Below are 24,571 nucleotides of genomic sequence, written 5' to 3' on the forward strand. Positions count from 1 at the left end.
CGACAGAGAACGACAACGTCGGCCGCTCCTCGAGCGGACCGACGAGGGGAGGGAAGGCCATGAACGGACTGTGGATCATGCTGCGGCGGGCGCTGCTGGCGCTCGCGCTCTGCCTCGGGGCGACGCCGGCCTTCGCCGGCGACAAGGTCGTCTATCATTTCGACGACGCCGGGGTTCAGGGGCTGAAGGGGCTTCGGAACATCCGCAACCATCTCGACGTCGCGCCCGACACCAAGATCATCGCCGTCGCCCATGCCGACGGCGTCGACTTCCTGCTCGAGGGCGCCAAGGACCCGAAGAGCGGGGCGGACTATGCGCCGCTGATCTCGGGGCTGAAGGCGTCGGGCGTCACCTTCGAGGTCTGCGAGATCACCATGAAGCGGCGCAATCTCAAGAAGGAGCAGTTCAACATGGATGCCGACTTCACGCCCTCGGGCGTGGTGCGCATCACCGAGCTGCAGGCGCGCGAACACTACGCCTACATCAAGCCGTGATCCCGTAGGGAGGAGGCCGTCATGCTCGAGGCTCTGGTCGATCTCCTCGGTGATCGCGCCGTGCTGGCGCTCGGCGGCCTCGTCATCGGCGTCCTCTTCGGTGCGCTCGCCCAGCGCTCGCGCTTCTGCCTGCGCGCGGCGACGCTGGAGGTCGCGCACGGCACGCTCGGGCCGAAGCTCGCGGTGTGGCTCTTCACCTTCTCGACCGCGCTGATCGCCACGCAGCTCCTCATCGTCTTCGCGCTCTTCGACACCGGACAGGTGCGCCAGCTCAACAACACCGGATCGCTCTCGGGGGCGATCCTCGGCGGATTGATGTTCGGCTGCGGCATGACGCTGACGCGCGCCTGCGGCAGCCGCATGCTGGTGCTCTCGGCGACGGGGAACCTCAGGGCGCTGCTCTCCGGCCTCGTCTTCGCGGTGGTGGCGCAGACCTCGCTCTCCGGCGTGCTGTCGCCCTTCCGTCAGTGGATCAACGGGCTGTGGACGATCGACGGGTCGTCGCGCGATCTCGTCGCGATGTTCGGCATCGGCCACGGCGGGGCGGCGGCCTTCGGCGGGCTGTGGCTGGTGCTCGGCATCGCCATCGCTGTGCGGAACCGGGTGTCGCTCTGGGCGTGGCTCGGGGCGGCGGGCGTCGGGCTGATGGTCGCGGTCGCGTGGTGGTTCAACTATGCGATGGCGGCGACCTCCTTCGAGATGGTGCCGGTCCACGCGCTCTCCTTCACCTCGCCCTCGGCCGACACGCTGATGTACGTGCTGTCGCCGCCGGGCGGGCCGCTGAGCTTCGATCTCGGGCTGATCCCCGGTGTGGTGATCGGCTCCTTCCTCGCCGGAGCGCTCGGCGGCGATCTGAAGCTCGAGGGCTTCGACGGCGGGGCGTCGATGCGGCGCTACATCGCCGGCGGTTGCCTGATGGGCTTCGGCGGCGTCATGGCGGGCGGCTGTGCCGTCGGCGCCGGCGTCTCGGGGGCCTCGATCTTCGCCGTCACCTCGTGGATCGTGCTGTGGTCGATGTGGATCGGGGCGGTGCTGACCGACCGGCTGGTCGACCGGCGCGCCTTCAGAGCGGAGATCGCCGATGCCGCGTCGTGACGCCTTCGCCGTGATGGGCGCGAGCCTTCTCGCCGCCGGTCTCTTCGCCGCCGCGTCGCGGGCGCCGGTCCGGGCGGGCGAAGCGGACGTGCCGTCGATCGAGGCGGGGCGGCGTCTCCTGGTCGAGAACCAATGCGACGGCGCCTGCCATCGGGCGCGGGCGAACGATGCCGATCCGACGGCGATCTACCGCCGTGCCGACCGCCGGGTGCAGTCGCGCGAGGAGCTCGACCGGCAGGTCGCCTTCTGCGTGTCGCGGCTCGGTTCGATGATCTTTTCCGAGGAGATCGGCTCGGTCGCCGCCGCGCTCGATCACGACCACTATCGCTTCGACTGAGCCGGCGAGAGACCGGCGGGAGGACGGCCCATGACGATCGATCGACGCGGCCTGTTGGCGGGTGTCGCCGCCGCCGGCGGTGCGCTGACCCTGGCGGTGACCGACCTGTGGTCCGGTATCGCCCGCGCCGCCAACGACGTCGAGGCCTTCATCAAGGGACCGCCGGTACCCGACCGGCCGTTGACGGCGATCAGCCGCCACGTGTTCGTCATCGAGGCGCCGGACGGTTTCCCGACCCCCGAGAACCAGGGCCTGATGTCGAACGTCACCTTCGTGGTCGGCGACAAGGGCGTGGTGGTGGTCGATTCCGGCGCTTCGGTCCAGATCGCCGAGATGGCGATCCGCCAGCTCGAGGCGATGACCCGCAAGCCGGTCGTCGGCATCGTCAACACCCACTATCACGGCGATCACTGGCTCGGAAACGACGCCTTCGTGCAGAAGTGGGGCAAGGATCTGCCGATCTGGGCGATGGCGGGCACGCGTACGGCGATCGCCGGGGCGACCGGCACGCTGTGGCACGATTCGATGATCAAATGGACCAACCAGGCGACGCTCGGCACCGACATCGTGCCGCCCAACACCGACATCGAGCACGGGTTCGAAGTGTCGCTCGGCGACGTGACGCTGCGGATGCACAACTATGGTCGCGCCCACACGCCCGCCGACATCGACGTCGAGGTGGTGGAGGACAGTGTCTGCTGCGTCGGCGACGTGCTGATGGATCGCCGCATCGCCAACATGGACGACGGCTCCTACAAGGGCACGTTCGAGACCATCGACAAGCTGACGGCGGCGGCCAAGCCGAAGATCTGGCTGCCGGCCCACGGCAAGCCGGGGCCGGGCGTCGCCCGGTGGCACCGCGAGCTGTTCGAAGGCATCTGGGAGCGCTGCGTCGAGGCGGTCGACAAGTCGATCCCGCTCGATCGGGCGCTCGCCGAGGTGATGAAGGACCCGCGCGTCGCCTCGCGCGCCGCCGAGACCAAGGGCTTCGACCGCAACATCGGCAAATACGTCAGCCTCGCCTATCTCGAGGCCGAGCAGGCGCAGTTCTGACCCCTGCCGCCTCGCGACCGGCCGAAAGAGAGGGGCGGATCCCACGGGATCCGCCCCTCTTCGTCATCGGTACGGCCGGGGCTCACTCCGCGGGGGCGGTCGCTCCGCGGCGTTCGATCCAGGCGAAGAAGAGGACGGCGAAGACCGCCAGCCCCGCGAACCACACGGCGTCGGGGATGCCGGTCAGATCCGGCAGGCGGACCTTGCCGAGGGTCCAGACCTTCAGCACGTGGACCTTCACCCAGTCGAAGGTCATGGCGTAGACGATGGCGCCGGCGACCATGCCGAGGGCGCCGACGGCGGCGTGGACCGACCCGGTGGCGATGGCGGCGAGGCCGGTGCCGGGGCAGTAGCCCCAGATCACCAGGCCGAGGCCGAACAGCGCGGCACCGAGCGCGACGCCGAGGATGTTGGCATCCTTCACCGCATATTTGGCGTTGCCGGTGTCGACCAGCACGAGCACGCCGATGCCGCCGACGACGATCGCGGTCAGCATCACCTTGAGCACGGTGAAGTCGCGCAGGCGGAACTGGTCGGTGATGACGTCGCAACTCGTCACGCGACCACGGTGGAGCAGGACGCCGAAGAGGAAGCCGATGATCGCGGCCATCAGGAGAGCGTTGGTTCCGGTCATGATCGGCCTCACTTTCCGCGGAAGAGGACGGCGGAGACGAGCATCGCGGTCGCGAACATCACGCCGAGGAAGACCCAGCTCGACAGCGCGAGCTGCAGGCCGCCGGAGATGCCGTGACCGGAGGTGCAGCCGCCGGCGAGGCGGGCGCCGTACATGACGACGGCGCCACCGAGGAAGGCGGCGAGGAAGCGCCCGCCGACCGAGGTGCCGAAGCGTTCGCGCCAGTTCTTCGGCACCACCTCGAGGCGGAAGGTGCCGGAGACCAGCGCCGAGACCAGCGCGCCGAAGAACAGCGCGATCAGGAAGACGACGCCGTAGTCGAGCGACAGCGGCATGGGCTTCCAGTAGCTGTTGGCGGCGACCGCGTCGGCGCCCACCAGCGGCACCGCGAAGAGCGAGGCGACGCGGGAATAGGCGGTGGTGACGCCGATCGGGTCCTTGGCGATGCCGAAGGCCACCCAACTCAGAACGCCGATGCCGATGCCGATGAGATAGGGCGAGAAATCGATTCCGCCGCCGGAAGCGCGGCGCGGGGATGTGTCTCGGACCGAGTCCTGAACCGTCGTCATGGATTGCCTCCCGTTGTTTTGAATCGATTATAAATATGAAGATATACTAATGTAAACGGTGGGTTTCGCCGCGCGGCGGTTTTTTCGCCGGGTGGTCCGATCGACGGCGGCGCCTCAGGCGTCGGCGTGGGATTCGGCTTCGAGGAAGGCGAGGAAGGCCCTCAGCGCGCCGCTCGGGGTGCGGTCGGCGCGGCGCAGCAGGCGGAAGGGGCGTTCGAGGAACGACGGGTCGATCACCGTCAGCTGTCCGATCGCGACGGCACAATGCACGGCGGCGGCCGACAGTGCGGTGACGCCGCCGCCGGCGACGACCGCGGTCGCCACGGCCTCGTTGCTCGGCAGAGTGAGCGAGATTTTCAGCTCGCGCGGATCGATGCCGCGGCGGGAAAGTTCGTCCTCCAGCACCTGACGGGTGCCGGAGCCCGGTTCGCGCATCACCCAGTCGAGCGAGGCGAGGTCGATCGCGGCGGGATCCTTCGGCAGGCCGGCGGCGGTCTCGGGGTCGGCGACGAGGACGAGGCGGTCGCGCGCCACGGTGCGGACGGCGAGCGCGGCGCCCTCGCAGTCGCCCTCGACGAAGCCGACGTCGGCGGTGTTGTCGGAGACGGCGCGCACCACGTGGGTGGTGTTGGCGACGGCGAGGTCGATCGTGACCTGGGGATGGGCGCGGCGGAAGGCGACCAGCCTGGCCGGCAGCCACCAGGCCGCCGTGGTCAGGCTCGCCTCGATGCGCAGCGTGCCGCCGACCCGGCCGGCGAGTTCGGCGAGGCGGGCCTCGGCCCGTTCGGCCCGGGCGATCACCTCGCGCGCCTCGACCAGGAAGGCGCGGCCGACCTCGGTCAGCTCGATGCGGCGGGCGACGCGATCGAAGAGGGCGACGTCGTGACGTTCCTCGAGGGCGCGGATGGCATTGGAGACGGCGGAGGGCGACAGCGCCAGGCGTTCGGCGGCGCGGGTCAGGTGCTCGCATTCGGCGACGGCGACGAAGATGCGAAGCTGGTCGAGGTTCATGGCGCGCTCCGGGCGAGGACCTCGACCCATAGCAGAGCAAAGCCGGTGACGAACAGCCAGGAGACGGCGCCGAGCGCCATCGGCTTCCATCCGTCGCGGAGAAGGGCGCGCATGTCGACCATCAGACCCATGGCGGCCAGCGCCACGGTGAAGAGGATGGTCGTCAGATCGCCGGCGGCGGCGAGCGTCGCGCGGTCGGGGTGGAGCACGCTGCCGATCACGACCATGGCGAGGAAGCCGGCGACGAACCACGGGAAGGGCGGGCGGCTCGTCGCCTCGACGCTGCGGCCGCGCAGCCAGCCGACGGCGAAGACCAGCGGCGCCAGCATGGCGACGCGGGCGAGCTTGGCGACGGTGGCGACCTCGCCGGCCTCCGGGCCGCCCTGGAAGCCGGCACCGACCACCTGCGCCACCTCGTGGATCGAGGCGCCGGCCCACAGACCGAAGGCGTTGGGCGACAGATGCAGGAGCGGCGCCAGCGCCGGCAGCAGGAACATCGACAGCGTGCCGAAGAGCGTCACGGTGGCGACCGCATGGGCGACGTCCTCGCGCCGGCCACCGGTGACGGCGTTCATCGCGACGATCGCCGAGGCGCCGCAGACGGCGGTGCCGGCGGCGACCAGTTCGGCGGTCTCGCGGGCCAACCCCATGGCGCGGCCGATGCGGGCGGTGACGACGAAGGTGGCGACGAGGCCGGCGGCGAGGCAGGCGAGGCTCTGCCAGCCCAGCGCCGCGAGATCGCCCAGCGTGATGCGCAGCCCGAGAAGGACGATCGCACTGCGCAGCACCGGCCGCATGGCGAAGGCGAGACCGCCGGAGCACGCCGCCGGCAGCGGCGCCAGATTGGCCACCGCCATGCCGATCAGGATCGCCAGGATCATCGGCGAGAAGACCGCGAGCCCCGGGATCTTCCGGACATAATAGGCGGCGACGGCCACCGCGACGGCGAGCGCCAGACCGGGCAGCAGGCGACGCGGGGCATCGAGCAGGGACAGAGTGGTCGTGGCCATCGGCGGCGGCTCCCGGAGTTGTTGCCCCAGACAAGCCGCGCGATGCGCGTCGCGTCCATCGTTCGTTTTGGAAAACGATGTTCCGCAAAACGAAACGATCGCGCGAAACCATGCTCCGACGAGCAGGTCGTGCGCGCCCTGCGATGGATTTCCTCAGCCCGGCTTGCGCCCCGTGAGGTCGATCAGCGCCGAGAGACCGACGTGGCCGTGGCCCTCGTCGACCTCTTTGTCGTGGGTGTGGATCGTCAGATCTTCGAAGTCGCCGAAGGCCGCCTCGAGGATCTCGCGGGTGTACATGTTCTCCACCGCCTTCGGCCCGCCGGTACCGTAGGCGATCTGTTCGGGGCGATAGCCCGAGAGGATCAGCAGGCCGCCGGGCTTCAGGGCGCGGCGGATGCCGGCGAAGATCGTCGCCCGGTCGGCCGGCCCGCAGAACTGGAAGAAGATCGCCGCGACGACGTCGAATTCCGCCTCCGGCCAATCCCAATGGACGATGTCGACGAGCCGTGTCTCGAGCGTCACGCCGCGGGCTTCCGCCAGCGCCCGCGCCTTGGCCTGGGCGTTGGGGGCGAAGTCGACCGACAGCGTGTCGAGGCCGCATTCGGCGAGGAAGACGCCGTTGCGCCCCTCGCCGTCGGCGATGGCGAGCGCCCGGCCGGTCGCCGGCAGCAGCGGCTCGCAAGATGCGAGGAAGGCGTTCGGCTCGGTGCCGAAGACGTAGTCGGGATGGGCGAAGCGCTCGTTCCAGCGGTGGTATTCTTCGGTGGTCATCGGCGCTCCTCGCGTTGTCCGCCGCCACGATGACCCATGGCGGGGTCTCGGTGAAGTCGCGATGTCGCGAGCGCGAGGGTATTCCCTCGATTGCCTCGGCCCGGACGGGGCGGCATTCTCGCGGGATGATCCGCCGCCTCCTCGCCGCTCTCGTCGTCGTCGCCGCCGCCCTTTCGCCGGCGTGGGCCGACGACGTGCGCATCGGCGTGCTCGCCTTCCAGGGCTCGGAGCGGGCGGCGCAGGACTTCGAGGCGACGATCGACCATCTCCGGCGCAGCCTGCCGATGCACGGCTTCGCGATGGTGCCGCTCGATCTCGACGGCATCGCCCGCGCGGTCGCGGCGCGGACGATCGACTTCGTCGTCACCAATCCCGGCGACTACGTCGACCTCGAACAACGCTTCGGCGTCACCCGCATCGCCACCCTCGAGAGCCGCGACCGCGACGCCCCGACCGACACGATCGGCTCGGTCGTGGTGGTGCCGAACCGGCCCGGCCGGCCAGAGCGGTTCGCCGATCTCTCCGGGCTCCGGCTGGCGGTCGTCTCCGAACAGGCCTTCGGCGGCTGGCGGGTGATCTGGCGCGAGATGGACGACGTCGGCTTCTCGCCGTCGAAGCTCGCGGCGCTGACGCAGACCGGCTTTCCGATGGAGACCGTGCTCGCCGCCCTCCGCGAGGGGCGGGCGGACGCCGGCGTGCTGCGTGCCTGCGTGCTCGAGGACGCGATCGCCGCCGGGCGGGTGCGCGAGGGCGAGTTCGCGGTGGTGGCGGAACGCGCCGTGCCGGGCTTTCCCTGCCGGCTTTCGTCGCGGCTCTATCCCGACTGGCCCTTCGCCCGGCTCGCCGGCACCTCGCCCGACCTCGCCAAGGTGGTCGCGGCGAGCCTGCTCACCATGCCGGCGGTCGGCGGCGGGGCCTGGACGGCGCCGCAGGACTACACCTCCGTCCATGCGCTCTTTCGCCAGCTGAAGATCGGTCCCTACGACTATCTCGCCCGCACCACGTTTCTCGGCTTCGTGCGGGCGCACTGGCACTGGTTCCTGGTGGCGGGCGTGGCGATCGGCTGGTGGATCGTCCATGTCGCCCGGGTCGAGACGCTGGTGCGGCGGCGCACGGCGGAGCTGACGCGCGAGATCCAGGAGCGCGAGAAGGCCGAGTTGGACGCTCGCCGCCACCGTGAGGAGCGCGACCAGTTCTCCCGTCTCGGCATTCTCGGCGAGATGGCCTCCAACATCGCCCACGAACTCAACCAGCCGCTCGCCGCCATCACCAACTATGCCGAGGGCATGACGCGCTTCATCGACGGCGGCCGGCTCGACCCCGCCTTCCTGCGCGACGGCGCGCGCGGCATCATGGGGCAGGCGGAACGGGCGGGCTCGATCATCCGCCGCATCCGCGCCTTCGTCCGCCGCCGCGAGGCGTCGCGCGAGGCGCTCGACGTCGACGAGGTGGTGCGCGACACGCTCGCCCTCTTCGACGGGCTGGCGGCACGGCGCGGCATTCCCTTGCGGGTCCATCTCGCCGGCGATCTGCCCAAGGTCGCCGCCGACCGGGTGGAGATCGAACAGGTGCTGCTCAACCTGTTGCAGAACGCCGTCGACGCGATGATCGACCACGAGGGACGCGAGCGCGGCATCACCGTGCGCACCTCGTCGGACGGGACGGTGGTCAAGGTGGCGGTGCGCGACCACGGACCCGGCTTGACGCCCGAGGTCGAGGCCCATCTCTTCGACACGTTCTTCACCACCAAGCCGCAGGGGCTGGGGCTCGGGCTCTCGATCTGCCGCACCATCGTGGAGAGCCACGGCGGGCGGCTGTGGGCGGCCGACAACGACGACGGCGGGCTCACCATGCGCTTCACCCTGCCGGTCGCGGAGAAGGAGGCGACATGACCGAGACCGCGGCACCGCTCGTCCTGATCGTCGACGACGACGAGGCGATGCGCCGATCGATGGCCTTCCTCTTCGCCTCGGTCGGGCTCGAGTCGGAGAGCTTCGCGCAGGCCGACGCCTTCCTCGACCGGCTGGCGGCGGGGACGCCGATGCGTCCCGGCGCGCTGGTGCTCGACGTGCGGATGCCGGGGATGAGCGGGCTCGAGCTACAGCGCATCCTCGTCGAGCGCGACTTTCCGCTGCCGATCGTCATCGTCACCGGCCACGGCGACGTGCCGATGGCGGTGGCGGCGCTGAAGGCGGGCGCCCACGACTTCATCGAGAAGCCGTTCAAGGAACAGTATCTGCTCGACATGGTGGAGGGCGCGATCCGCCTGTCGCGCGACCGGCTCGCCAAGGTCGAGCGACGGCGTTCCGTCGCCGAGCGGCTGGCAAGGTTGAGCAAGCGCGAGCGCGAGGTGCTCGACGGGGTGCTCGCCGGCAAGCCCAACAAGGTGGTCGCCTTCGAGCTCGATCTCTCGATCAAGACGATCGAGGCATATCGCGCCTCGGTCATGACCAAGATGGAAGCCGGATCGCTCGCCGAACTCGCCCGGATGGTCGCCGACGCGGAGTGAGGTGGCGGGCGCAACGAGGCGGCTGCGCCCGTCGCGCTGGTTGCCGCTTGTGCGACCTGCATCTCATGCCTGCCGGAACCAATTGAAATCCCTTACGTATTTCGCCGCGCAACGAGGGTTTACCCTCGTCGTTCCGGGGTACGCCCCGGATCGTTCCGGGTGGAACGCAGGCGTAACCCTTCCTCGACAGACATCGAGAGGAGGGTCGCGATGACCGGCTCGCGCAGAGATTTCCTGAGGGGCCTCGGGCGGGTGACCGCCGGGGCGCCCATCGCGCTCGCCGCCGGCGTGGTGCCGGCGCTGGCCGAGGCCGCGCCCGCCCGGCATTGGGCGATGGTGGTGGACGTCGCCAAGTGCATCGGCTGTCAGGCCTGCACGGTGGCCTGCATCCACGAGAACCGGGTGCCGGAGGACAGTTTCCGCACCTTCGTCACCACCTGGGAGGTGGCCGACGCCGACCGCGTCTCGACCGCCGTGCTGCCGCGGCTGTGCAATCACTGCGACGCGCCGCCCTGCGTGCCGGTCTGCCCGGTGGGCGCGACCTTCAAGGCGGCGGACGGCGAGGTGCTGGTCGACGCCGACCGCTGCGTCGGCTGCGGCTACTGCGTCCAGGCCTGCCCCTACGACGCACGCTTCATCAACCGTGACACCCGCACCGCCGACAAATGCACCTTCTGCGCCCATCGGGTGGCGGCGGGGCTGTTGCCGGCCTGCGTCGAGACCTGCGTCGGCGGCGCCCGCATCTTCGGCGATCTCGCCGATCCGAAGAGCACAGTCTCGAAGCTCCTGAAGGAACGCGCGGCCGAGGTTCGCGTCCTCAAGCCCGAGGAGAAGACCAAGCCCAACGTCTTCTATCTCGGCCTCGACGACCGCTTCGCCACCCGCGTCGACGCCGTTCCGACCCTCTGGCATCCCACCGCCGGTAGTGAGGCGTGAGGAGACGACCATGACCGAGATCACCGAACTCCTCCACGTCTCCCGCGACCCGGCCTGGGCGCCGTGGGCGGTGCAGTATTTCTTCCTGATCGGGCTGTCCTTCGGCTCGTTCCTCCTCACGCTGCCGGGCATCGCCTTCGGCCGCGCCGACTGGCGGCCGCTCGGCCGCGCGGCCCTTCTGGGCGCGTTGGTCTCGGGCCTCGTCGCCCCCGTGGCGCTGGTCTCCGACCTCAACCAGCCCGGCCGGTTCCTGAACTTCTATCTCCACCCGGCGGGCTCCTCGTGGATGGCCTGGGGTGCGTTCTTCATCCCGGCCTATGTCGGGGCGCTGCTGCTCTATGCCTGGGCGGCACTCGCGCCCGACTTCGCGGCGGCCGAAGGCAACGGACCGATAGCCTCGCTGCGCCGGCTGCTCGCCGGTCCCGCCCGGCCGCGGCTCGTCGCGGTGCTCGGTCTCGCGACCTTGGTCTGCGCCTTCACCGTCGCGCTCTATACCGGCGTCGAGGTGATGGTGGTGCGCGCCCGGCCGCTGTGGAACACGGCGCTGCTGCCCTGGCAGTTCGCGGCGACGGCGATCGCCGGGTCGATCGGTCTCGCGATGATCCTCGCCCGGGTTGCGACGGGTGCGGGGGCCGCCGTCGACGCGCTCGGCAATCGCCTGCTCGTCGTGGCTTCCGTCGCCGTGCTGGCGCTGGGAGCGACGTGGTTCGCGCTGGCGCTTCTGATGCCGAACGGTGCCGAGGGGCGTGCCTTCGCGCAGGTCGCCGGTTCGATGCACTGGTTGACCTCTGCGCTGTGGCTCGGCGGCGCGATGCTCGCCGCTCTCGCGATCGCCGCCCTGCGGCCGGTCGGAACCGGCTGGCTCACCGGGCTCCTCGCGCTGAATGCCGCCTGGCTCTTCCGCTGGACGATCTTCGTCGGCGGTCAGGACATGCCGAAGAACGGCGGCGGCCTCTATGCCCATCCGCTGGCGCTCGGCCCCGACGGCCTCCTCGGCATCGTCGGCACCGCCGGCCTGTTCCTCGCCGTCACCGTGATCCTCGCCACGCTCGTCCCCTGGTCCGGATCGGCCGATGCCGCCCGTCCGTCGACCCTGCCTCAGGGAGCCTGATGCCATGACCTCTCGTCGCGATCTTCTCAAGGGTGCCGCCGTGATCGGCGGGGGCGCCGCCTTCGTTGCCGGTTTTTCAGAGACGGGCGAGCGCATGCTCGAGACCGTCGTCTCGCCGGCCCATGCCCGCGGCACCACCGGCCAGTCGCAGAAGCCCGAATTCTCGCTCGTCGACGGCAAGTTGCAGCCGAACCCGGAGGCGCGGGTCGCCTTCACCATGTGCATGGGTTGCACCACCCAGTGCGGCGTCCGCGTCCGCATCGATGCCGCGACCGACACGGTCACCCGCGTCGTCGGCAATCCCTATTCGCCGCTGTCGGCCGATCCGCATGTGCCGATGGGCGCACCGGTGAGGAAGGCGCTGACCTCGCTCACCCGGTTCGAGGAGCAGGGGCTCGCCGGTCGGTCGACCGCCTGCGGTCGCGGCAATGCCGTGCTCGAGGCGCAGAACTCGCCCTTCCGCATCACGCAGCCGATGAAGCGGGTCGGTCCGCGCAAATCCGGCCGGTGGGAGCCTATCTCCTTCGAACAGCTGGTCCGGGAGGTCGTCGAGGGCGGCGATCTCTTCGGCGAAGGTCCGGTCGCAGGCCTGAAGGCGCTGCGCTCCTTCGAGCCGATCGATCCGAAGCGGCCGGAGCTCGGGCCGAAGACCAACCGCGTCGCACTGCTGAACTCGGTCGACGACGGCCGCGCCGCCTTCGTCGGGCGCTTCATCCAGAAGGCCTACGGCTCGATCAACTACACCGGCCACGGCGCCTATTGCGGCGGTTCCTATCGTGCCGGCTCGGGCGCCGCCTTCGGCGACACCAAGACCATGCCGCATGCCAAGCCCGATCTGCCGAACGCCGAGTTCGTGATCTTCATGGGCACGGCACCGGCCAATGCCGGCAATCCGTTCAAGCGGCAGGGCACCTTGCTCGCCAAGGCGCGCAGCGACGGCAAGCTGAACTATGTCGTCGTCGATCCGGTGCTCGGGCACTCCGACAACCTCGCCGCCAAGGAGCGCGGCCGCTGGGTGCCGATCCGGCCCGGCACCGACGCGGCGCTCGCCATGGCGATGATCCGCTGGATCATCGACGAGAAGCGCTTCGACGCCGCCTTCCTCGCCTCGCCCAACAAGGCGGTGGCGGACGCGGCCGGCGAGACGGCGTGGTCGAACGCCACCCACCTCGTGGTGACGGAGGAGAACCATCCCCGCCGCGGTTTCTTCCTGCGCGGCTCGGACATCGGCCTGTCGATCGCGGACGCCGACAAGTACAAGGACGCGGATCCCTTCGTCGTCGTCGATCCGGCGAGCGACGCGCCGGTCGCCCATGCAGCGGCGACGGGTCCGGCGACGCTGGACGTCGAACGGGTAATCGAGATCGCCGGTCAGCCGGTCGGGGTCGCGTCCAGCTTCGCGCTGCTCGCGGCCTCTGCCCGTGCCATGAGCCTCGACGATTACGCCGCGATCTGCGGCGTGCCGGTCGACGTCATCGTCGGGCTCGCCCGCGAGTTCACCTCGCACGGCAAGAAGGCGGCGATCTCGTCCCACGGCGGGACGATGGCCGGCAACGGCTTCCAGTCGGCCTTCGCCATCGTCATGCTCAACACGCTGGTCGGCAATCTCAACCGCAAGGGCGGCACCTTCGTCGGCGCCGGCGGGTTCAACCCCTATGCCGGGCCACGTTACAGGCTCGACGCCTTCGAGGGCGAGGTGAAGCCCACCGGCGTGCCGCTGTCGCGCAACTTTCCTTACGAGAAGACGAGTGAGTTCAAGGAGAAGAAGGCGGCGGGCAAGGCCTACCCGGCCGAGGCGCCGTGGTTCTCGACCGCGGGGCAGCTGTCGACCGAATGGCTGCCAGCGGCGCTGTCGGGCTACCCCTACGGCCTCGGCGCGCTGATCCTGTGGTCGACCAATCCGGTCTACGGCATCCCCGGTGTCCGGGCGATCGCCGAGAAGACGCTCGGCGACCCGAAGACGATCCCGCTGATCGTCGCGGTCGATCCCTTCATCAACGAATCGTCCTGTTTCGCCGACTACGTCGTGCCGGACACGACGATGTACGAGAGCTGGGGCTTCGCCGCCCCCTGGGCGGGCGTGCCGTCGAAGTCGATGCTGGCGCGCTGGCCGGTGGTCGAGCCGAAGACCGCCAAGACCGCCGACGGCCAGCCGATCGGCATCGAGGCCTTCCTCATCGCGGTCGCCAAGGCGATGGCGCTGCCAGGCTTCGGCGAAGGCGCGATCACCGCGGCGGACGGGCGGAAGCTGCCGCTCGACCGCGCCGAGGACTGGTACGTCCGTGCCGCCGCCAATCTCGGCTTCACCGGCAAGGCGCCGGTCGGTGACGCCACCGATGACGACGTGGCGCTCGCCGGCGTCGCCCGCATGATGCCGGCGCTGAAGGCGATGCTGCCCGAGGACGAGGTGAGGAAGGTCGCCTTCCTCTATTCGCGCGGCGGCCGGCATCAGCCGCTGGCGGAAGCCTGGTCAGCCGAGGGCAAGGCCGCCTGGTCTTTCGAAAAGCCTCTGCAGGTGTGGAACGAAGCGGTCGGCACCTCGCGCAACGCGATGACCGGCAAGCGCAATTCCGGCGCTCCCGGCTGGGTGCCGGCGCGCTTCGCCGACGGCACGGCGGTCTCGACCCGGTACCCGGACAAGGAGTGGCCACTGCGGCTGGTCAGCCAGAAGAGCCCGTTGCAGAACTCCTACTCGATCGTCGGGCGTCGCCTGCGCGGGCTCCATCCCGAGAACGCAGCCGGCATCTCGGCGGCGGACGCCGCCCGGCTCGGGGTGAAGACCGGCGACAAGGTCCGGATCGCCACGCCGACGGGTTCCGTCGTCGCCACGGCGCAGGTGCGCCACGGCGTGCGCGAGGGGGTGATCGCGGTCGAGCACGGCTTCGGCCACAAGGAACTCGGCGCCCGGCCGCATCGCATCGGCGATCGCCTCCAGCCGCACGATCCGGGCATCGCCGCCGGCTTCGCGCTGAACGACCTCGGTCTCCTCGATCCGACCCGGTCGAGCCCCGCGGTCCACGTCGACCCGATCGCCGGAACGGCGGTCCGGCAGGCGATCCCGGCACGGCTCGAACGCGCCTGAGACCATCGTCCCCCCGCCTCGACCCGGCCCACGTTCCCCGCGGGCCGGGCCTTTTTTCCCTTCAGTCGGAGAGGCGCTCGAACAGCAGCACGGCGTTGGGGCTCTTCTCGTCGTAGCCGACGATGGCGCAGCCGGTGGCGGCGCGGACCGGGGCGGCGCCGGCCATGCGCCAGTGCCAGCCGTCGAGGTGCTCGCCCTTCACGCGATAGGGCGCCGGCGGGCAACCCTTGCGGAAGGTGAAGGCAACGCCCTCGACCTTGCGGCCGAACTCGCCCGGCAGATCGCCGACATACATCACCTGCCCCGGCCGGATCGTGCCGGCGATCGCCGGTTTCGGCTCGGTGTAGACGATGCGGCGATTGGAGATGTCGAAGAAGACGGTCGAGCCGTTGTGGGTCCAGTCGCCGAGCCGGCCGGCGAGGCGGACGATCGGCGCCTCGACCGCCGGCGGGGTCGTGGTCTCGCCGTAGGGCACCACCTCGTCGACGACGCGGGTGCCGTTCCAGATCTTCCAGACGATGCAGTCGCGGCCCGTGGCGCAGTCCGCCGCCGGCCACCGAAGTGCGAAGCGGCGCGGCTCGCCGTCGATCAGGGTGCGCTCTGCGGGAAGACGGTCGACGAGCCGCGTGCCGTCGGCGGCATAGAGCGCGTCGTGGGGGTGGAAGCCCGAGACGCCGTCGCATCTGACGCCGGCGGCGGGGATCACCCAGTCGGTGCCGTCGCCACGCAGCGACGGCTGGGCGAGGGCGGCGCTCGCATCGATGCGGGGCTTGCCGCCGGCGGCGATGCAGGTCTTGCGGATGCTCGCGACGACGCGGTCGGGCGTGTCGTCGGCCGCGGCCGGAACGATCGCGACGAGGAGGAGCGGCAGGGCGAGGAGGCGGGCAGGGGTCGACATGGGATCGGCTCCGTTCGACGGGGAGGTCCCGTCAAGGCGCATTGTCGATCGGGTGTGCGGCCCGTGCAACGGCAGGGCTCGCCCGCTCCGCCTCATCGCCTGCCGGATCGATCCTTCGCGCAGATCGCCAATCGAACTTCGACGGGCTTGACGGCGGTCAAGACGTCGTCGGTGCGGATGGAGGACAAGAGGTCCCATGGGTCGTATCGAATTTTCGATGAGATCCGTCGGATTGCCCCGATCGACTTCGGCGACGGCGTCTGCGCGTTCGAACGAATGCGTGTGCGCCGTCGTTTTTTTGCCGCTCGGTGCCGCGACGGACTCGGCGCGTCGACGCTTCCTCTCACGATGCCCCGAGCCGGGCGATCACCGCGCGCGGGATGCCGTATTGCGCGATGGCGTCGTCGTGGCGGCGGAAGCCGCGCGTCTCGCGCAGGATGAAATAGTGCTGCACCGCCTCCGCCGCCTCGTGCAGTGCCGCCTCGCGCATCGCAGGCGATGCCGCGGCGAGATCGGCGAGGGTCTCCTCGACCCGGCGTCCGGCACGCCCGAGGGCGGCGGCCTCCTCGCCGAGGATCTCGAGATCGAGGGCGACGACGCCGGTCGGCGACAGGCTGGCTGGCGATTTCGACAAGGCGGACCTCCTTCCCCACGCTGCGATGATCGGTCTTCGAACGCCTCTCGTCCAGCGCGTCGGGCGGTGCTTGGATATGCGGCGACATCCGGCGTATCGTCGGAGGAGTGCAATCACGGAGCGCGCGCATCATGGTGTCCCCGAGCGGATCGACGATCGACGAGGCCGAGGCCTTCCTCGCCGCCCACCCCGAAATCGTCGCCTTCGACCTCGTCCTGATCGACGCCAACGGCATCGCCCGCGGCAAGATCGTCCGCCGCCACGAGCTCCTCGCCATCTATCGCGAAGGCCGCCATCTGCCCGGCTCGATCCTCGGGCTCGACGTCTTCGGCGAGGACGTCGAGGCGACGGGGCTCGTGTGGTCCGACGGCGACGCCGATCGCCGCGCCTGGCCGGTGCCGGGGTCGCTGAGGCCGCTGGTCTGGACCGATCCGCCGCGCGGCGAGGTGCAGTTGACGCTCCACGAGATCGACGGAAGGCCGATGGGCGCCGATCCGCGCCATGCGCTGGCGACGCAGGTCGAGGCGGCGGCGTCGGAGGGCTACACCCCGGTCATGGCCTTCGAGCTCAAGTTCTACCTGCTCGACCGCAGCGAGGTCGAAGCGGCGCGCCTGCCGCTCACCGGCGAACGGCCGATGGCGACACAGGTCTACGGGCTCGACGCGCTCGATCGGCTGGAGCCCTTCACCCGCGACGTCTATCGTGCCGCCGAGGCCATGGCTCTGCCGCTCGAGACGATGATCTCGGAATATGCCCGCGGCCAGTACGAGTTCACGCTGCGCCACCGCGCCGACGCGCTCGCCGCCGCCGACGATCTTTCCCGTGCCAAGCGGATGCTGCGCGCGATCGCGGCGCGTCACGGCATGGTCGCCTCCTTCATGGCGAAGCCCTTCGCCGATCGCGCCGGCTCCGGCATGCATTGCCATGCCTCGCTCGCCGGCCCCGACGGCGCCAATCTCTTCGCCGACCCGGAAGCCGGACAGCTGTCGCCGCTGCTGCGCCATTCGATCGGCGGGCTGGTCGAGCGGATCGAGGAATCGATGCTGGTCTTCGCGCCGCATCTCAATTCCTGGCGCCGTTTCGCCGCCGAGAGCTATGCGCCGATGGGCACGACCTGGGGCGTCAACAACCGCTCGGTGGCGGTCCGGGTGCCGGAAGGGGCGGCGAAGACGCGGCATCTCGAGCAGCGGGTCGCCGGCATCGACGCCAATCCGCATCTGGTCGCGGCGGTGACGATCGCCGCGATGCTCGAGGGCATCGCCGGGCGCAGCGAGCCCGAGCCGCCGGTCACCGGCAACGGCTATGCCGGCGAGCGCGATCCCGTTCTGCCGGACGACTGGCGCGCCGCGATCGAGCGGGCGGCGGAGAGCGACTTCCTCGCCGAGGCGCTGGGGCGGCGGATGCGCGACGTCTTCGTCGCGCTGAAGCGGGCGGAATGGCGCCGCTTCGCCGCCGAGATCACGGCGCTGGAGCGGGTCGCCTATACCGAGACGGTGTGACGAAGCGACGTCGACTGGTATGGTGGATCTCGCGCTCAGGGGGGAATAAAATTCCCGTTGCGCCGACCGCGGGCCGCGACGAAAGCAATGCTATCCGCGGCTCCGTCCGCGCAATCGTGTTGGCTCCTGCCGGCGTTCGAAGCAACGACGCATGTCGTCATGCGACCCGCCCATATCGCGGGCGAATGTCGGTTGCTTGGGTTCGGGAAAAAACGATTCTAGTTCGTGCCCTCTTCGTTGGGGCTCCTCGTTCCGACCGTACAGAGGTTTCCATGTCCGTCGCACGTCACACGCATCTGAAGGCCCTGGAGGCGGAGTCGATCCGGATCATCCGGGAGGTCGCGGCGGAGTTCCGCAATCCGGTGATGCTCTATTCGATCGGCAAGGATTCGGCGGTGATGCTGCATCTGGCGATGAAGGCATTCTACCCGTCGAAGCCGCCGTTTCCGCTCCTCCACGTCGACACGACCTGGAAGTTCCGCGAGATGATCGCCTTCCGTGATCAGACCGCGAAACGCCTCGGGCTCGATCTGCTGGTGCACGTCAACGAGGACGGCGTGAAGGCCGGCATCACCCCGTTCACCCACGGCTCGTCGACCTACACGCACGTGATGAAGACCGAAGGGCTGAAGCAGGCGCTGACGAAATACGGCTTCGACGCGGCCTTCGGCGGCGCGCGCCGCGACGAGGAGAAGAGCCGCGCCAAGGAGCGCATCTTCTCCTTCCGCACCGCGACCCACGCCTGGGACCCGAAGAACCAGCGGCCGGAACTGTGGAGCCTGTGGAATGCGCGGGTGAACCCGGGCGAGAGCATCCGCGCCTTCCCGCTGTCGAACTGGACCGAGCTCGACATCTGGCAATACATCTCGGCCGAGAAGATCCCGATCGTGCCGCTCTATTTCGCCGCCCGCCGCCCGGTGGTGGAACGCGCCGGCGGCCTGATCATGGCCGACGACGCGCGCATGGTTCTCGCCCCCGGCGAGACGATCGAGGAGCGGCTGGTGCGCTTCCGCACGCTGGGTTGCTGGCCGCTGACCGGCGCCATCGAGAGCGAGGCGACGACGCTGCCGGAGATCGTCCGCGAGATGCTGGTCGCCCGCACCTCGGAGCGGCAGGGGCGCCTGATCGACCACGACGAACAGGGGTCGATGGAGAAGAAGAAGCGCGAGGGGTACTTCTGATGAACGCCGTTCCCAAGGCCCTCGAAGGCGCCGCCTTCGCCGACTATCTCGCCGCCCAGGAGGCGAAGTCGCTGCTGCGCTTCCTCACCTGCGGCTCGGTCGACGACGGCAAGTCGACGCTGATCGGCCGGCTGCTGTTCGATTCCAAGCTGGTCTTCGAAGATCAGCTCGCGGCGGTGACGCGCGACAGCCGCAAGTTCGGCACGGTCGGCGAGGAGGTCGACCTCGCGTTGCTGCTCGACGGGCTCGAGGCGGAGCGCGAACAGGGCATCACCATCGACGTCGCCTACCGCTTCTTCACCACCGACCGCCGCAAGTTCATCGTCGCCGACACGCCCGGCCACGAGCAGTACACCCGCAACATGGCGACCGGGGCCTCGACCTCGGACCTCGCGGTGATCCTGGTCGACGCCCGCGCCGGCCTCGTCACCCAGACGCGGCGCCACGCCTTCCTGGTCTCGGCGCTGGGCATCCGTCACGTCGTGCTGGCGGTCAACAAGATCGACCTCGTCGACTTCTCGGAAAGCCGTTTCATCGAGATCGCGAGAGCCTTCGCCGACTTCACCAAGGACTTCGGCTTCGAGACGGTCGCGGCGATCCCGCTGTCGGCGCGCTTCGGCGACAACGTCTCCGGCCGTTCGGCACGCCTGCCGTGGTACGACGGGCCGACGCTGCTCGAGCATCTCGAGACCGTCGACGTGACGACTTCGACCGCCGAGAAGCCGTTCCGCCTGGGCGTGCAGTGGGTCAACCGGCCGAACCTCGACTTCCGCGGCTTCTCCGGCACCATCGCCTCCGGCCGGGTGCGACCCGGCGACGAGGTGGTGGTGGCGAAGTCGGGGAAGATCGCGAAGGTGGCGCGGATCGTCACCTACGACGGCGACCTCGACGAGGCGGAGGCGGGCGAAGCCGTCACGCTGACGCTCGACGCCGAGATCGACGTCAGCCGCGGCGACGTGCTGGCCGATCCCAAGGCGCGGCCGACGGTCGCCGACCAGTTCGCCGCCCGGCTCGTCTGGATGGCGGAGGAGGCGCTGCTGCCGGGGCGGTCCTATCTCTTCAAGTGCGGGTCGAAGACGGTCGGCGGTGCGGTTTCCTCGATCCGCCACAAGATCGACGTCAATTCCTTCGCCAAGCTCGCCGCCGACACGCTGGCCCTGAACGAGGTGGCGCGGGTGGAGATCGCGCTCGCCGAGCCGATCGCCTTCGACCCTTACGCGGAGAACCGCGAGACCGGCGCCTTCGTGGTGATCGACCGGCTGAGCAACGCGACGGTCGCCGCCGGCATGATCGAGCACGGGCTGCGCCGCGCCGACAACGTCCACTGGCAGGCGCTCGAGGTGACGCGGTCCTATCGCGAGGGTCTGCTCGGGCAGAAGGCGAAGATCGTGTGGTTCACCGGTCTGTCGGGCTCGGGCAAGTCGACGATCGCCAATCTGGTGGAGAAGAAGCTGGCGGCCTACGACCGTCACACCTTCCTGCTCGACGGCGACAACGTCCGCCACGGGCTGAACCGCGACCTCGGTTTCACCGATGCCGACCGGGTGGAGAACATCCGCCGCGTCGGCGAGGTGGCGAAGCTGATGACTGACGCCGGTCTGATCGTGCTGGTCTCCTTCATCTCGCCGTTCCGCGCCGAACGCGATCTGGTGCGGGCGATGGTGGCGGCTGGAGACTTCGTCGAGGTCCACGTAGACACCCCGCTGGCTGTCTGCGAGGCGCGCGACGTCAAGGGCCTCTATGCCAAGGCGAGAGCGGGGACGATCCCCAACTTCACCGGCATCTCGAGCCCCTACGAGGCTCCGGAGAAGCCGGAGGTCCACATCGACACGACGGAGATCGAGGCGGAAGCCGCCGCCGACCGGATCGTCGCCGCCGTCTTCGGCGAGAGCGACGACTGGTCGATCTGACGTCGTCCGAGCGAGACACGAGAGGGCGCGACGGCGACGTCGCGCCCTTTTTTATGTGCGGGGCGGACCCGGCTTCATCTTCGCGCGAAACGGAGAACGCCACGGCGACGAATCGCGAGAGTCCAGATGTTCTCGTGGCGTTCCGACGACATATCGTCGTTCGTGGGCGCCGACCCGCCAGATCTCGAGATCGCGCCGCGGGAGCGGAATGTCGGGACGCTTCGTTCCGTCGTCTTCGTCAATATGGGCGTCCCGAAGCGAGACGGATCTGGCCTCGCCCCTCCGGCCGCACGCGGCATTCGCGGCGACGCGCACCGCGCGCCCGGTCATCATTCGGCGAAAGCGAGAACGCAGCGGCGACGAATCGGCGAAGTCGCGATCTTCATGGTCCGTTCTCTCGAGATGTCGTGGTCACCCACGCGCCGCCCTCGAGATCTCTCCGAGCGCCGTTCCGCCGCCACGGCCGGCACTTCGGCGGTGTTCATCTTCCCGTGCCGGGACGAGACGGCCGCAGGTGGCGGGCGATGGCCTGCATGCAATGCGCGAGGTCTCGAGAAAGTCTCGAGAGGGCGTGCTCGCGCGGGAACCTCGCCGTTCGTAACCTCGCGAAAGCGGGAACGGGGTGGCGACGAATCGGCGATCTCGCGATGTTTCGCATTCGTTCCGACGACATCTCGTGGCTCTCGGGTACGAGGACACCAGACCTCGTCGAAGGTGCTTCGTTGCCGGTAACGGGATGTGCGAAATCGTTTACCCTTCCGTCTCGATCCGGGACGGGAAAGGTGCGATGTGTCAGCGGGCGGAGACGGACTGCAGCGTCACCCGGGCGGTGCCGAGCATGGTGCCGACCGAGGTCTCGACCGGCAGCCAGACGTTGCGGTCGGGCAGGCGGGCGAGGCGGACCTCGACGTCGCGGTTCTCGGCCATGTAGCGCACCGAGCGGTGGCCGGAGCGGTGACCGGCGACCGGCTCCCAGCGCACGGCGCAGACGGCGACCGGGCCGATCATGCCGGCCGGGGCCTCGGTCTCGATCGTCTTGGGGCTGAGATGCAGGTTCCAGCGGCTCCAGCCGTCGAAGACCGGCAGGACACGGTTGCAGACGGCATCGGGCGCGGTCGAGCCGGGGATCAGGCCGGCGGAGACCGGATCGATCACGCCGACCCGGTGGGCGGCGGTGACGGGGACGATGTCCTCGCCGGTCTTGGCCGGCGGTTCGACCTCGAGCCGGCCGACGCGGCCGCCCGAGAGAGCCATCGTGACCTCGAAGGGCGTGTCGCCCTTGCGCTCGGAGAGGCGATAGTTGCGCGGGTGGGGCCGCCCGGCGACGAGGCGGCCGTCGGCGCCGACCGAACCCGAGGCGGAGGCGAAGACGCCGACGAGGCCGGTGGTGTGCCAATCGACGCCGAGGGCATATTTGCCGCCGCGGTCGTCGAAATCGACGTCGGCGTGGGCGATCGGGATGCCGGCGAGGGTCAGCGAATAGGCGAGGCGGGTTGGCGCCCGGGCGGCTTCGGCGGCCGATGTGGCGGTGGATGCCGAGATGGGGGCGAGGACGGGCAGGGCCACGAGCGAGGCGGCGAGAAGGCTCTTCAACGACGTCGGTCTCCGAGGGCGTGACGGCGCTTCGCCCCTTGCGGCGAGCGGAACAGGCGAAGAGGGCAAATTCACGGCACGCGCGCGCGAGGGCGCGCGGGAGATCGTGTGGGCGGCGGCCTCCCGGCGGCCCGAAAGGCTTGACGGGCCGGTCGGTCGTCACTATAGGAGAGCGACTTTTCCGCCACCTCGTGAGACGTGGACCCCGGTCCCACACGGGAACCGGCACCAACAAGGATGTGACATCATGGCTCGTCGCTGCGAACTGACCGGCAAGGCCGTCCTCACCGGCAACAACGTCAGCCACGCCAACAACCGTACCCGTCGGCGTTTCCTCCCCAACCTGGTCAACGTGACCCTCATCTCCGAGGTTCTCGGCCAGAACGTTCGTCTGCGCATCACGGCTCACGCCCTGCGCTCGGTCGAGCATCGCGGCGGTATCGACGCGTTCCTGGCCAAGGCTACGGATCTCGAACTCTCCCCGCGTGCTCGCCTCCTGAAGCGTCAGATCGCTCAGGCGCAGGCGGCCAAGGCGGCCGCGTGAACGAGCCGGTCTCGTCGGTCTCTGTGACCGAAGGTGCCGCCCCCGGGACCCCGGCGGGCGGCATTCCGCGTTCGGCTTGGTTCACCGCCATCGCCGCGATGGTGCTGGTGGTCGTGTCGTCGAACATCGCCGTGCAGTATCCGGTGCAGCTGACGATCGGGGGGCTCGACCTCGCTGACCTGCTCACCTGGGGTGCCTTCACCTATCCGGCGGCCTTCCTCGTCACCGATCTGACCAATCGCCGCTTCGGCGTCTCGGTCGCCCGTCGGGTGATCGTGGTCGGCTTCGTGATGGCGATCGTGCTGTCGGTCGCGCTGGCGACGCCGCGCATCGCCATCGCCTCGGCGACGGCCTTCCTGATCGGCCAGCTGCTCGACGTGACGATCTTCGATCGCCTGCGCCGCATGCGCTGGTGGAAGGCGCCCTTCGTCGGCTCGCTGCTCGGCTCGGCCACCGACACCGCGGTGTTCTTCTCGCTCGCCTTCGCCGCCGTCTTCGGCTTCCTCGGCGAGGCGGACGCCTTCTCGGCCGAGACGGCGCCGCTGATGGGCTTCGCCCATGTCGAGGCCGCCCGCTGGATCAGCTGGGCGATCGCCGACTTCTCGGTGAAGCTCGGTTTCGCGGCGCTGTTCCTGGTGCCCTACCGGCTGCTGATGAACATCCTGTGGCCGATCCCGGACCGGATGCCGGCCGCCGCCTGAGGCGCTCGCGACCATCACCGAAGACACGAAAGCCCCGGATCGCTCCGGGGCTTTTCTCTTTTCGGCTGGTCTTTCGAGGCCGCCGGGCGATCAGTTGCCGGCGGGGATCGAGGCGGTCGTCTCGGCGGCGCCTTCGGCCGCGGTGCGGGCGCCTGTGACGCGGAAGGTATGGGCGTAGACCTGCAGCAGGCCGACGGGGGTGCCGACCACCACGCGGTAGGGGATCATGGCGCGGGCGTCGCCGCCGGCCGGCACGAACCAGATCGAGAACTCGAGATTGCGCTCGAACTTCTCCTCGGCCGGCGACAACGGGCGGTAGCCGGCGATCGGGCGATAGGCGACGGCGCAGACCAGCGCCTGGCCGGAGTAGCCCTCCTTGCCCTGCACTTCCATGGTCGAGCCGTAGGTCATGCGCAGGTCGTAGCGGACGCGGCCGTCGAAGACCTTGGCGGTGCGGTCGCAGTTCGACTTGGCCATCGGATCCTGGCCGGGTGCGAGCGGCAGCACGAAGGCGGCGAGCGGATCGATCACACCCTTCTTGTGCTCGGGCAGCAGCGGGATGCGGCGGTCCCAGCCGGGGAAGTGCAACTCGGTCGCCGAGACCGACTTCACGTTCGGTCCGGCGAAGGCGATGTCGACGTGGTTCGGCTCGGCGCCGCCCTCGATGCGCAGGGCGTAGTCCTTCGAGGTCTGCGCCTTGGGCAGGGCGTGGCCGGAGGCGGTCGCCGAGGCCGAGCGGTTGGCGACGATCGCGGCGAGGCCGCGGACCTGGGCGGAGAGGTCGGCGCGCCAGTCGCCGGTCTGGCCGACGTCGAAGGTCAGGCTGCCGGAGCCGACGGGGAAGCCGCCGAGCGTCGCGGCGTAGTTCGCCTCGACCGTGCCGGCGGCGACGGGCGCCGCGGCGAGCGCGACGAGGAGCGACGCTCCGGCGATGGTCGTCCCGGCGAGGAACGCGACCCGGGCACTCATGCTGGACACCTCCGAATTCCGAACTCGGGA

At 69.8% G+C, this 24,571-nt stretch carries 23 protein-coding genes; 14 read left to right on the plus strand and 9 right to left on the minus strand.

Annotated features, from left to right (window positions below):
* Nucleotides 1–59: 59 nt before the first annotated feature.
* From ACT53U_RS16840 to ACT53U_RS16855, 4 genes are read left to right on the plus strand one after another with little or no spacing between them, the layout of a single operon-like run.
* Nucleotides 60–494 (plus strand): DsrE family protein, encoded by a 435-nt coding sequence (locus ACT53U_RS16840; protein WP_476156957.1) that lies wholly within the window; start codon nucleotides 60–62, stop codon nucleotides 492–494.
* Between the two features lie 21 nt (nucleotides 495–515).
* Nucleotides 516–1,589, plus strand: a complete 1,074-nt coding sequence (locus ACT53U_RS16845) for a YeeE/YedE family protein (protein WP_476156958.1) — start codon at nucleotides 516–518, stop codon at nucleotides 1,587–1,589.
* Nucleotides 1,576–1,926 (plus strand): hypothetical protein, encoded by a 351-nt coding sequence (locus ACT53U_RS16850; RefSeq protein WP_476156959.1) that lies wholly within the window; start codon nucleotides 1,576–1,578, stop codon nucleotides 1,924–1,926. The genes ACT53U_RS16845 and ACT53U_RS16850 overlap by 14 nt, the downstream gene beginning before the upstream one ends.
* A gap of 30 nt (nucleotides 1,927–1,956) precedes the next feature.
* Nucleotides 1,957–2,979 (plus strand): MBL fold metallo-hydrolase, encoded by a 1,023-nt coding sequence (locus tag ACT53U_RS16855; RefSeq protein WP_476156960.1) that lies wholly within the window; start codon nucleotides 1,957–1,959, stop codon nucleotides 2,977–2,979.
* Between the two features lie 82 nt (nucleotides 2,980–3,061).
* Here ACT53U_RS16855 and ACT53U_RS16860 read toward each other — a convergent pair whose 3' ends face one another.
* From ACT53U_RS16860 to ACT53U_RS16880, 5 genes are all read right to left on the minus strand, one after another.
* A complete protein-coding gene (locus ACT53U_RS16860) occupies nucleotides 3,062–3,613 on the minus strand; it encodes a YeeE/YedE thiosulfate transporter family protein (protein ID WP_476156961.1) in 552 nt (183 codons plus the stop codon).
* An 8-nt stretch (nucleotides 3,614–3,621) separates the two neighbouring features.
* Nucleotides 3,622–4,182 carry a YeeE/YedE thiosulfate transporter family protein gene (locus tag ACT53U_RS16865; RefSeq protein WP_476156962.1) on the minus strand — a complete coding sequence of 187 codons (561 nt, stop codon included), beginning with the start codon at nucleotides 4,180–4,182 and terminating at the stop codon, nucleotides 3,622–3,624.
* A 114-nt stretch (nucleotides 4,183–4,296) separates the two neighbouring features.
* On the minus strand, nucleotides 4,297–5,193 hold the full coding sequence (locus tag ACT53U_RS16870) for a LysR family transcriptional regulator (RefSeq protein ID WP_476156963.1): 897 nt from the start codon (nucleotides 5,191–5,193) through the stop codon (nucleotides 4,297–4,299).
* Entirely contained in the window at nucleotides 5,190–6,203 is a 1,014-nt protein-coding gene (locus tag ACT53U_RS16875; RefSeq protein ID WP_476156964.1) for a YeiH family protein, read from the minus strand. Before ACT53U_RS16875 ends, ACT53U_RS16870 begins: the two co-directional genes overlap by 4 nt.
* A gap of 153 nt (nucleotides 6,204–6,356) precedes the next feature.
* Nucleotides 6,357–6,974, minus strand: coding sequence for an SAM-dependent methyltransferase (locus tag ACT53U_RS16880; protein ID WP_476156965.1), 618 nt, complete (start codon nucleotides 6,972–6,974; stop codon nucleotides 6,357–6,359).
* A gap of 125 nt (nucleotides 6,975–7,099) precedes the next feature.
* Between ACT53U_RS16880 and ACT53U_RS16885 the strand changes: the two genes are divergently transcribed.
* The 5 genes from ACT53U_RS16885 to ACT53U_RS16905 all read left to right on the plus strand — a co-directional run bounded on the left by ACT53U_RS16885 (nucleotide 7,100) and on the right by ACT53U_RS16905 (nucleotide 14,612).
* Nucleotides 7,100–8,866 carry a sensor histidine kinase gene (locus ACT53U_RS16885; protein WP_476156966.1) on the plus strand — a complete coding sequence of 589 codons (1,767 nt, stop codon included), beginning with the start codon at nucleotides 7,100–7,102 and terminating at the stop codon, nucleotides 8,864–8,866.
* Nucleotides 8,863–9,483: a response regulator transcription factor gene (locus tag ACT53U_RS16890; protein WP_476156967.1), complete on the plus strand. Its 621-nt coding sequence runs from the start codon at nucleotides 8,863–8,865 to the stop codon at nucleotides 9,481–9,483. The genes ACT53U_RS16885 and ACT53U_RS16890 overlap by 4 nt, the downstream gene beginning before the upstream one ends.
* Before the next feature lie 210 nt (nucleotides 9,484–9,693).
* Nucleotides 9,694–10,419, plus strand: a complete 726-nt coding sequence (gene dsrO / locus ACT53U_RS16895) for a sulfate reduction electron transfer complex DsrMKJOP subunit DsrO (protein ID WP_476156968.1) — start codon at nucleotides 9,694–9,696, stop codon at nucleotides 10,417–10,419.
* A gap of 10 nt (nucleotides 10,420–10,429) precedes the next feature.
* Nucleotides 10,430–11,530 carry an NrfD/PsrC family molybdoenzyme membrane anchor subunit gene (gene nrfD, locus ACT53U_RS16900; protein ID WP_476156969.1) on the plus strand — a complete coding sequence of 367 codons (1,101 nt, stop codon included), beginning with the start codon at nucleotides 10,430–10,432 and terminating at the stop codon, nucleotides 11,528–11,530.
* 4 nt (nucleotides 11,531–11,534) lie between these two features.
* On the plus strand, nucleotides 11,535–14,612 hold the full coding sequence (locus ACT53U_RS16905; RefSeq protein ID WP_476156970.1) for a molybdopterin dinucleotide binding domain-containing protein: 3,078 nt from the start codon (nucleotides 11,535–11,537) through the stop codon (nucleotides 14,610–14,612).
* Between the two features lie 61 nt (nucleotides 14,613–14,673).
* Here the strand turns inward: ACT53U_RS16905 and ACT53U_RS16910 are convergent, their stop codons facing one another.
* Nucleotides 14,674–15,510 (minus strand): hypothetical protein, encoded by an 837-nt coding sequence (locus ACT53U_RS16910; protein ID WP_476156971.1) that lies wholly within the window; start codon nucleotides 15,508–15,510, stop codon nucleotides 14,674–14,676.
* 343 nt (nucleotides 15,511–15,853) lie between these two features.
* Nucleotides 15,854–16,144: a DUF6665 family protein gene (locus tag ACT53U_RS16915; RefSeq protein ID WP_476156972.1), complete on the minus strand. Its 291-nt coding sequence runs from the start codon at nucleotides 16,142–16,144 to the stop codon at nucleotides 15,854–15,856.
* A gap of 131 nt (nucleotides 16,145–16,275) precedes the next feature.
* On the opposite strand from ACT53U_RS16915, the gene ACT53U_RS16920 reads away from it, so the two are divergent.
* The 3 genes from ACT53U_RS16920 to cysN all read left to right on the plus strand — a co-directional run bounded on the left by ACT53U_RS16920 (nucleotide 16,276) and on the right by cysN (nucleotide 20,734).
* Nucleotides 16,276–17,643 (plus strand): glutamine synthetase family protein, encoded by a 1,368-nt coding sequence (locus ACT53U_RS16920; protein ID WP_476156973.1) that lies wholly within the window; start codon nucleotides 16,276–16,278, stop codon nucleotides 17,641–17,643.
* A gap of 215 nt (nucleotides 17,644–17,858) precedes the next feature.
* Nucleotides 17,859–18,824 (plus strand): sulfate adenylyltransferase subunit CysD, encoded by a 966-nt coding sequence (gene cysD, locus ACT53U_RS16925; RefSeq protein WP_476157020.1) that lies wholly within the window; start codon nucleotides 17,859–17,861, stop codon nucleotides 18,822–18,824.
* Entirely contained in the window at nucleotides 18,824–20,734 is a 1,911-nt protein-coding gene (cysN, locus tag ACT53U_RS16930) for a sulfate adenylyltransferase subunit CysN (RefSeq protein WP_476156974.1), read from the plus strand. Before cysD ends, cysN begins: the two co-directional genes overlap by 1 nt.
* 792 nt (nucleotides 20,735–21,526) lie before the next feature.
* Here the strand turns inward: cysN and ACT53U_RS16935 are convergent.
* Complete coding sequence (locus tag ACT53U_RS16935) at nucleotides 21,527–22,327, minus strand: DUF3108 domain-containing protein (protein ID WP_476156975.1); 801 nt, start codon at nucleotides 22,325–22,327, stop codon at nucleotides 21,527–21,529.
* Nucleotides 22,328–22,574: 247 nt separating this feature from the next.
* Here ACT53U_RS16935 and rpmB point away from each other — a divergent pair, with 247 nt between their 5' ends.
* The gene (gene rpmB, locus ACT53U_RS16940; RefSeq protein WP_476139080.1) at nucleotides 22,575–22,871 is read left to right on the plus strand and encodes a 50S ribosomal protein L28; all 297 of its coding nucleotides are present in this window, start codon (nucleotides 22,575–22,577) and stop codon (nucleotides 22,869–22,871) included.
* A 98-nt stretch (nucleotides 22,872–22,969) separates the two neighbouring features.
* The gene (locus ACT53U_RS16945) at nucleotides 22,970–23,572 is read left to right on the plus strand and encodes a queuosine precursor transporter (protein WP_476157021.1); all 603 of its coding nucleotides are present in this window, start codon (nucleotides 22,970–22,972) and stop codon (nucleotides 23,570–23,572) included.
* Between the two features lie 90 nt (nucleotides 23,573–23,662).
* Here the strand turns inward: ACT53U_RS16945 and ACT53U_RS16950 are convergent, their stop codons facing one another.
* Nucleotides 23,663–24,541 carry a DUF3108 domain-containing protein gene (locus tag ACT53U_RS16950; protein ID WP_476156976.1) on the minus strand — a complete coding sequence of 293 codons (879 nt, stop codon included), beginning with the start codon at nucleotides 24,539–24,541 and terminating at the stop codon, nucleotides 23,663–23,665.
* Nucleotides 24,542–24,571 lie beyond the last annotated feature (30 nt).

The sequence above is a fragment of the Pinisolibacter sp. DMC19 genome, assembly GCF_056313985.1.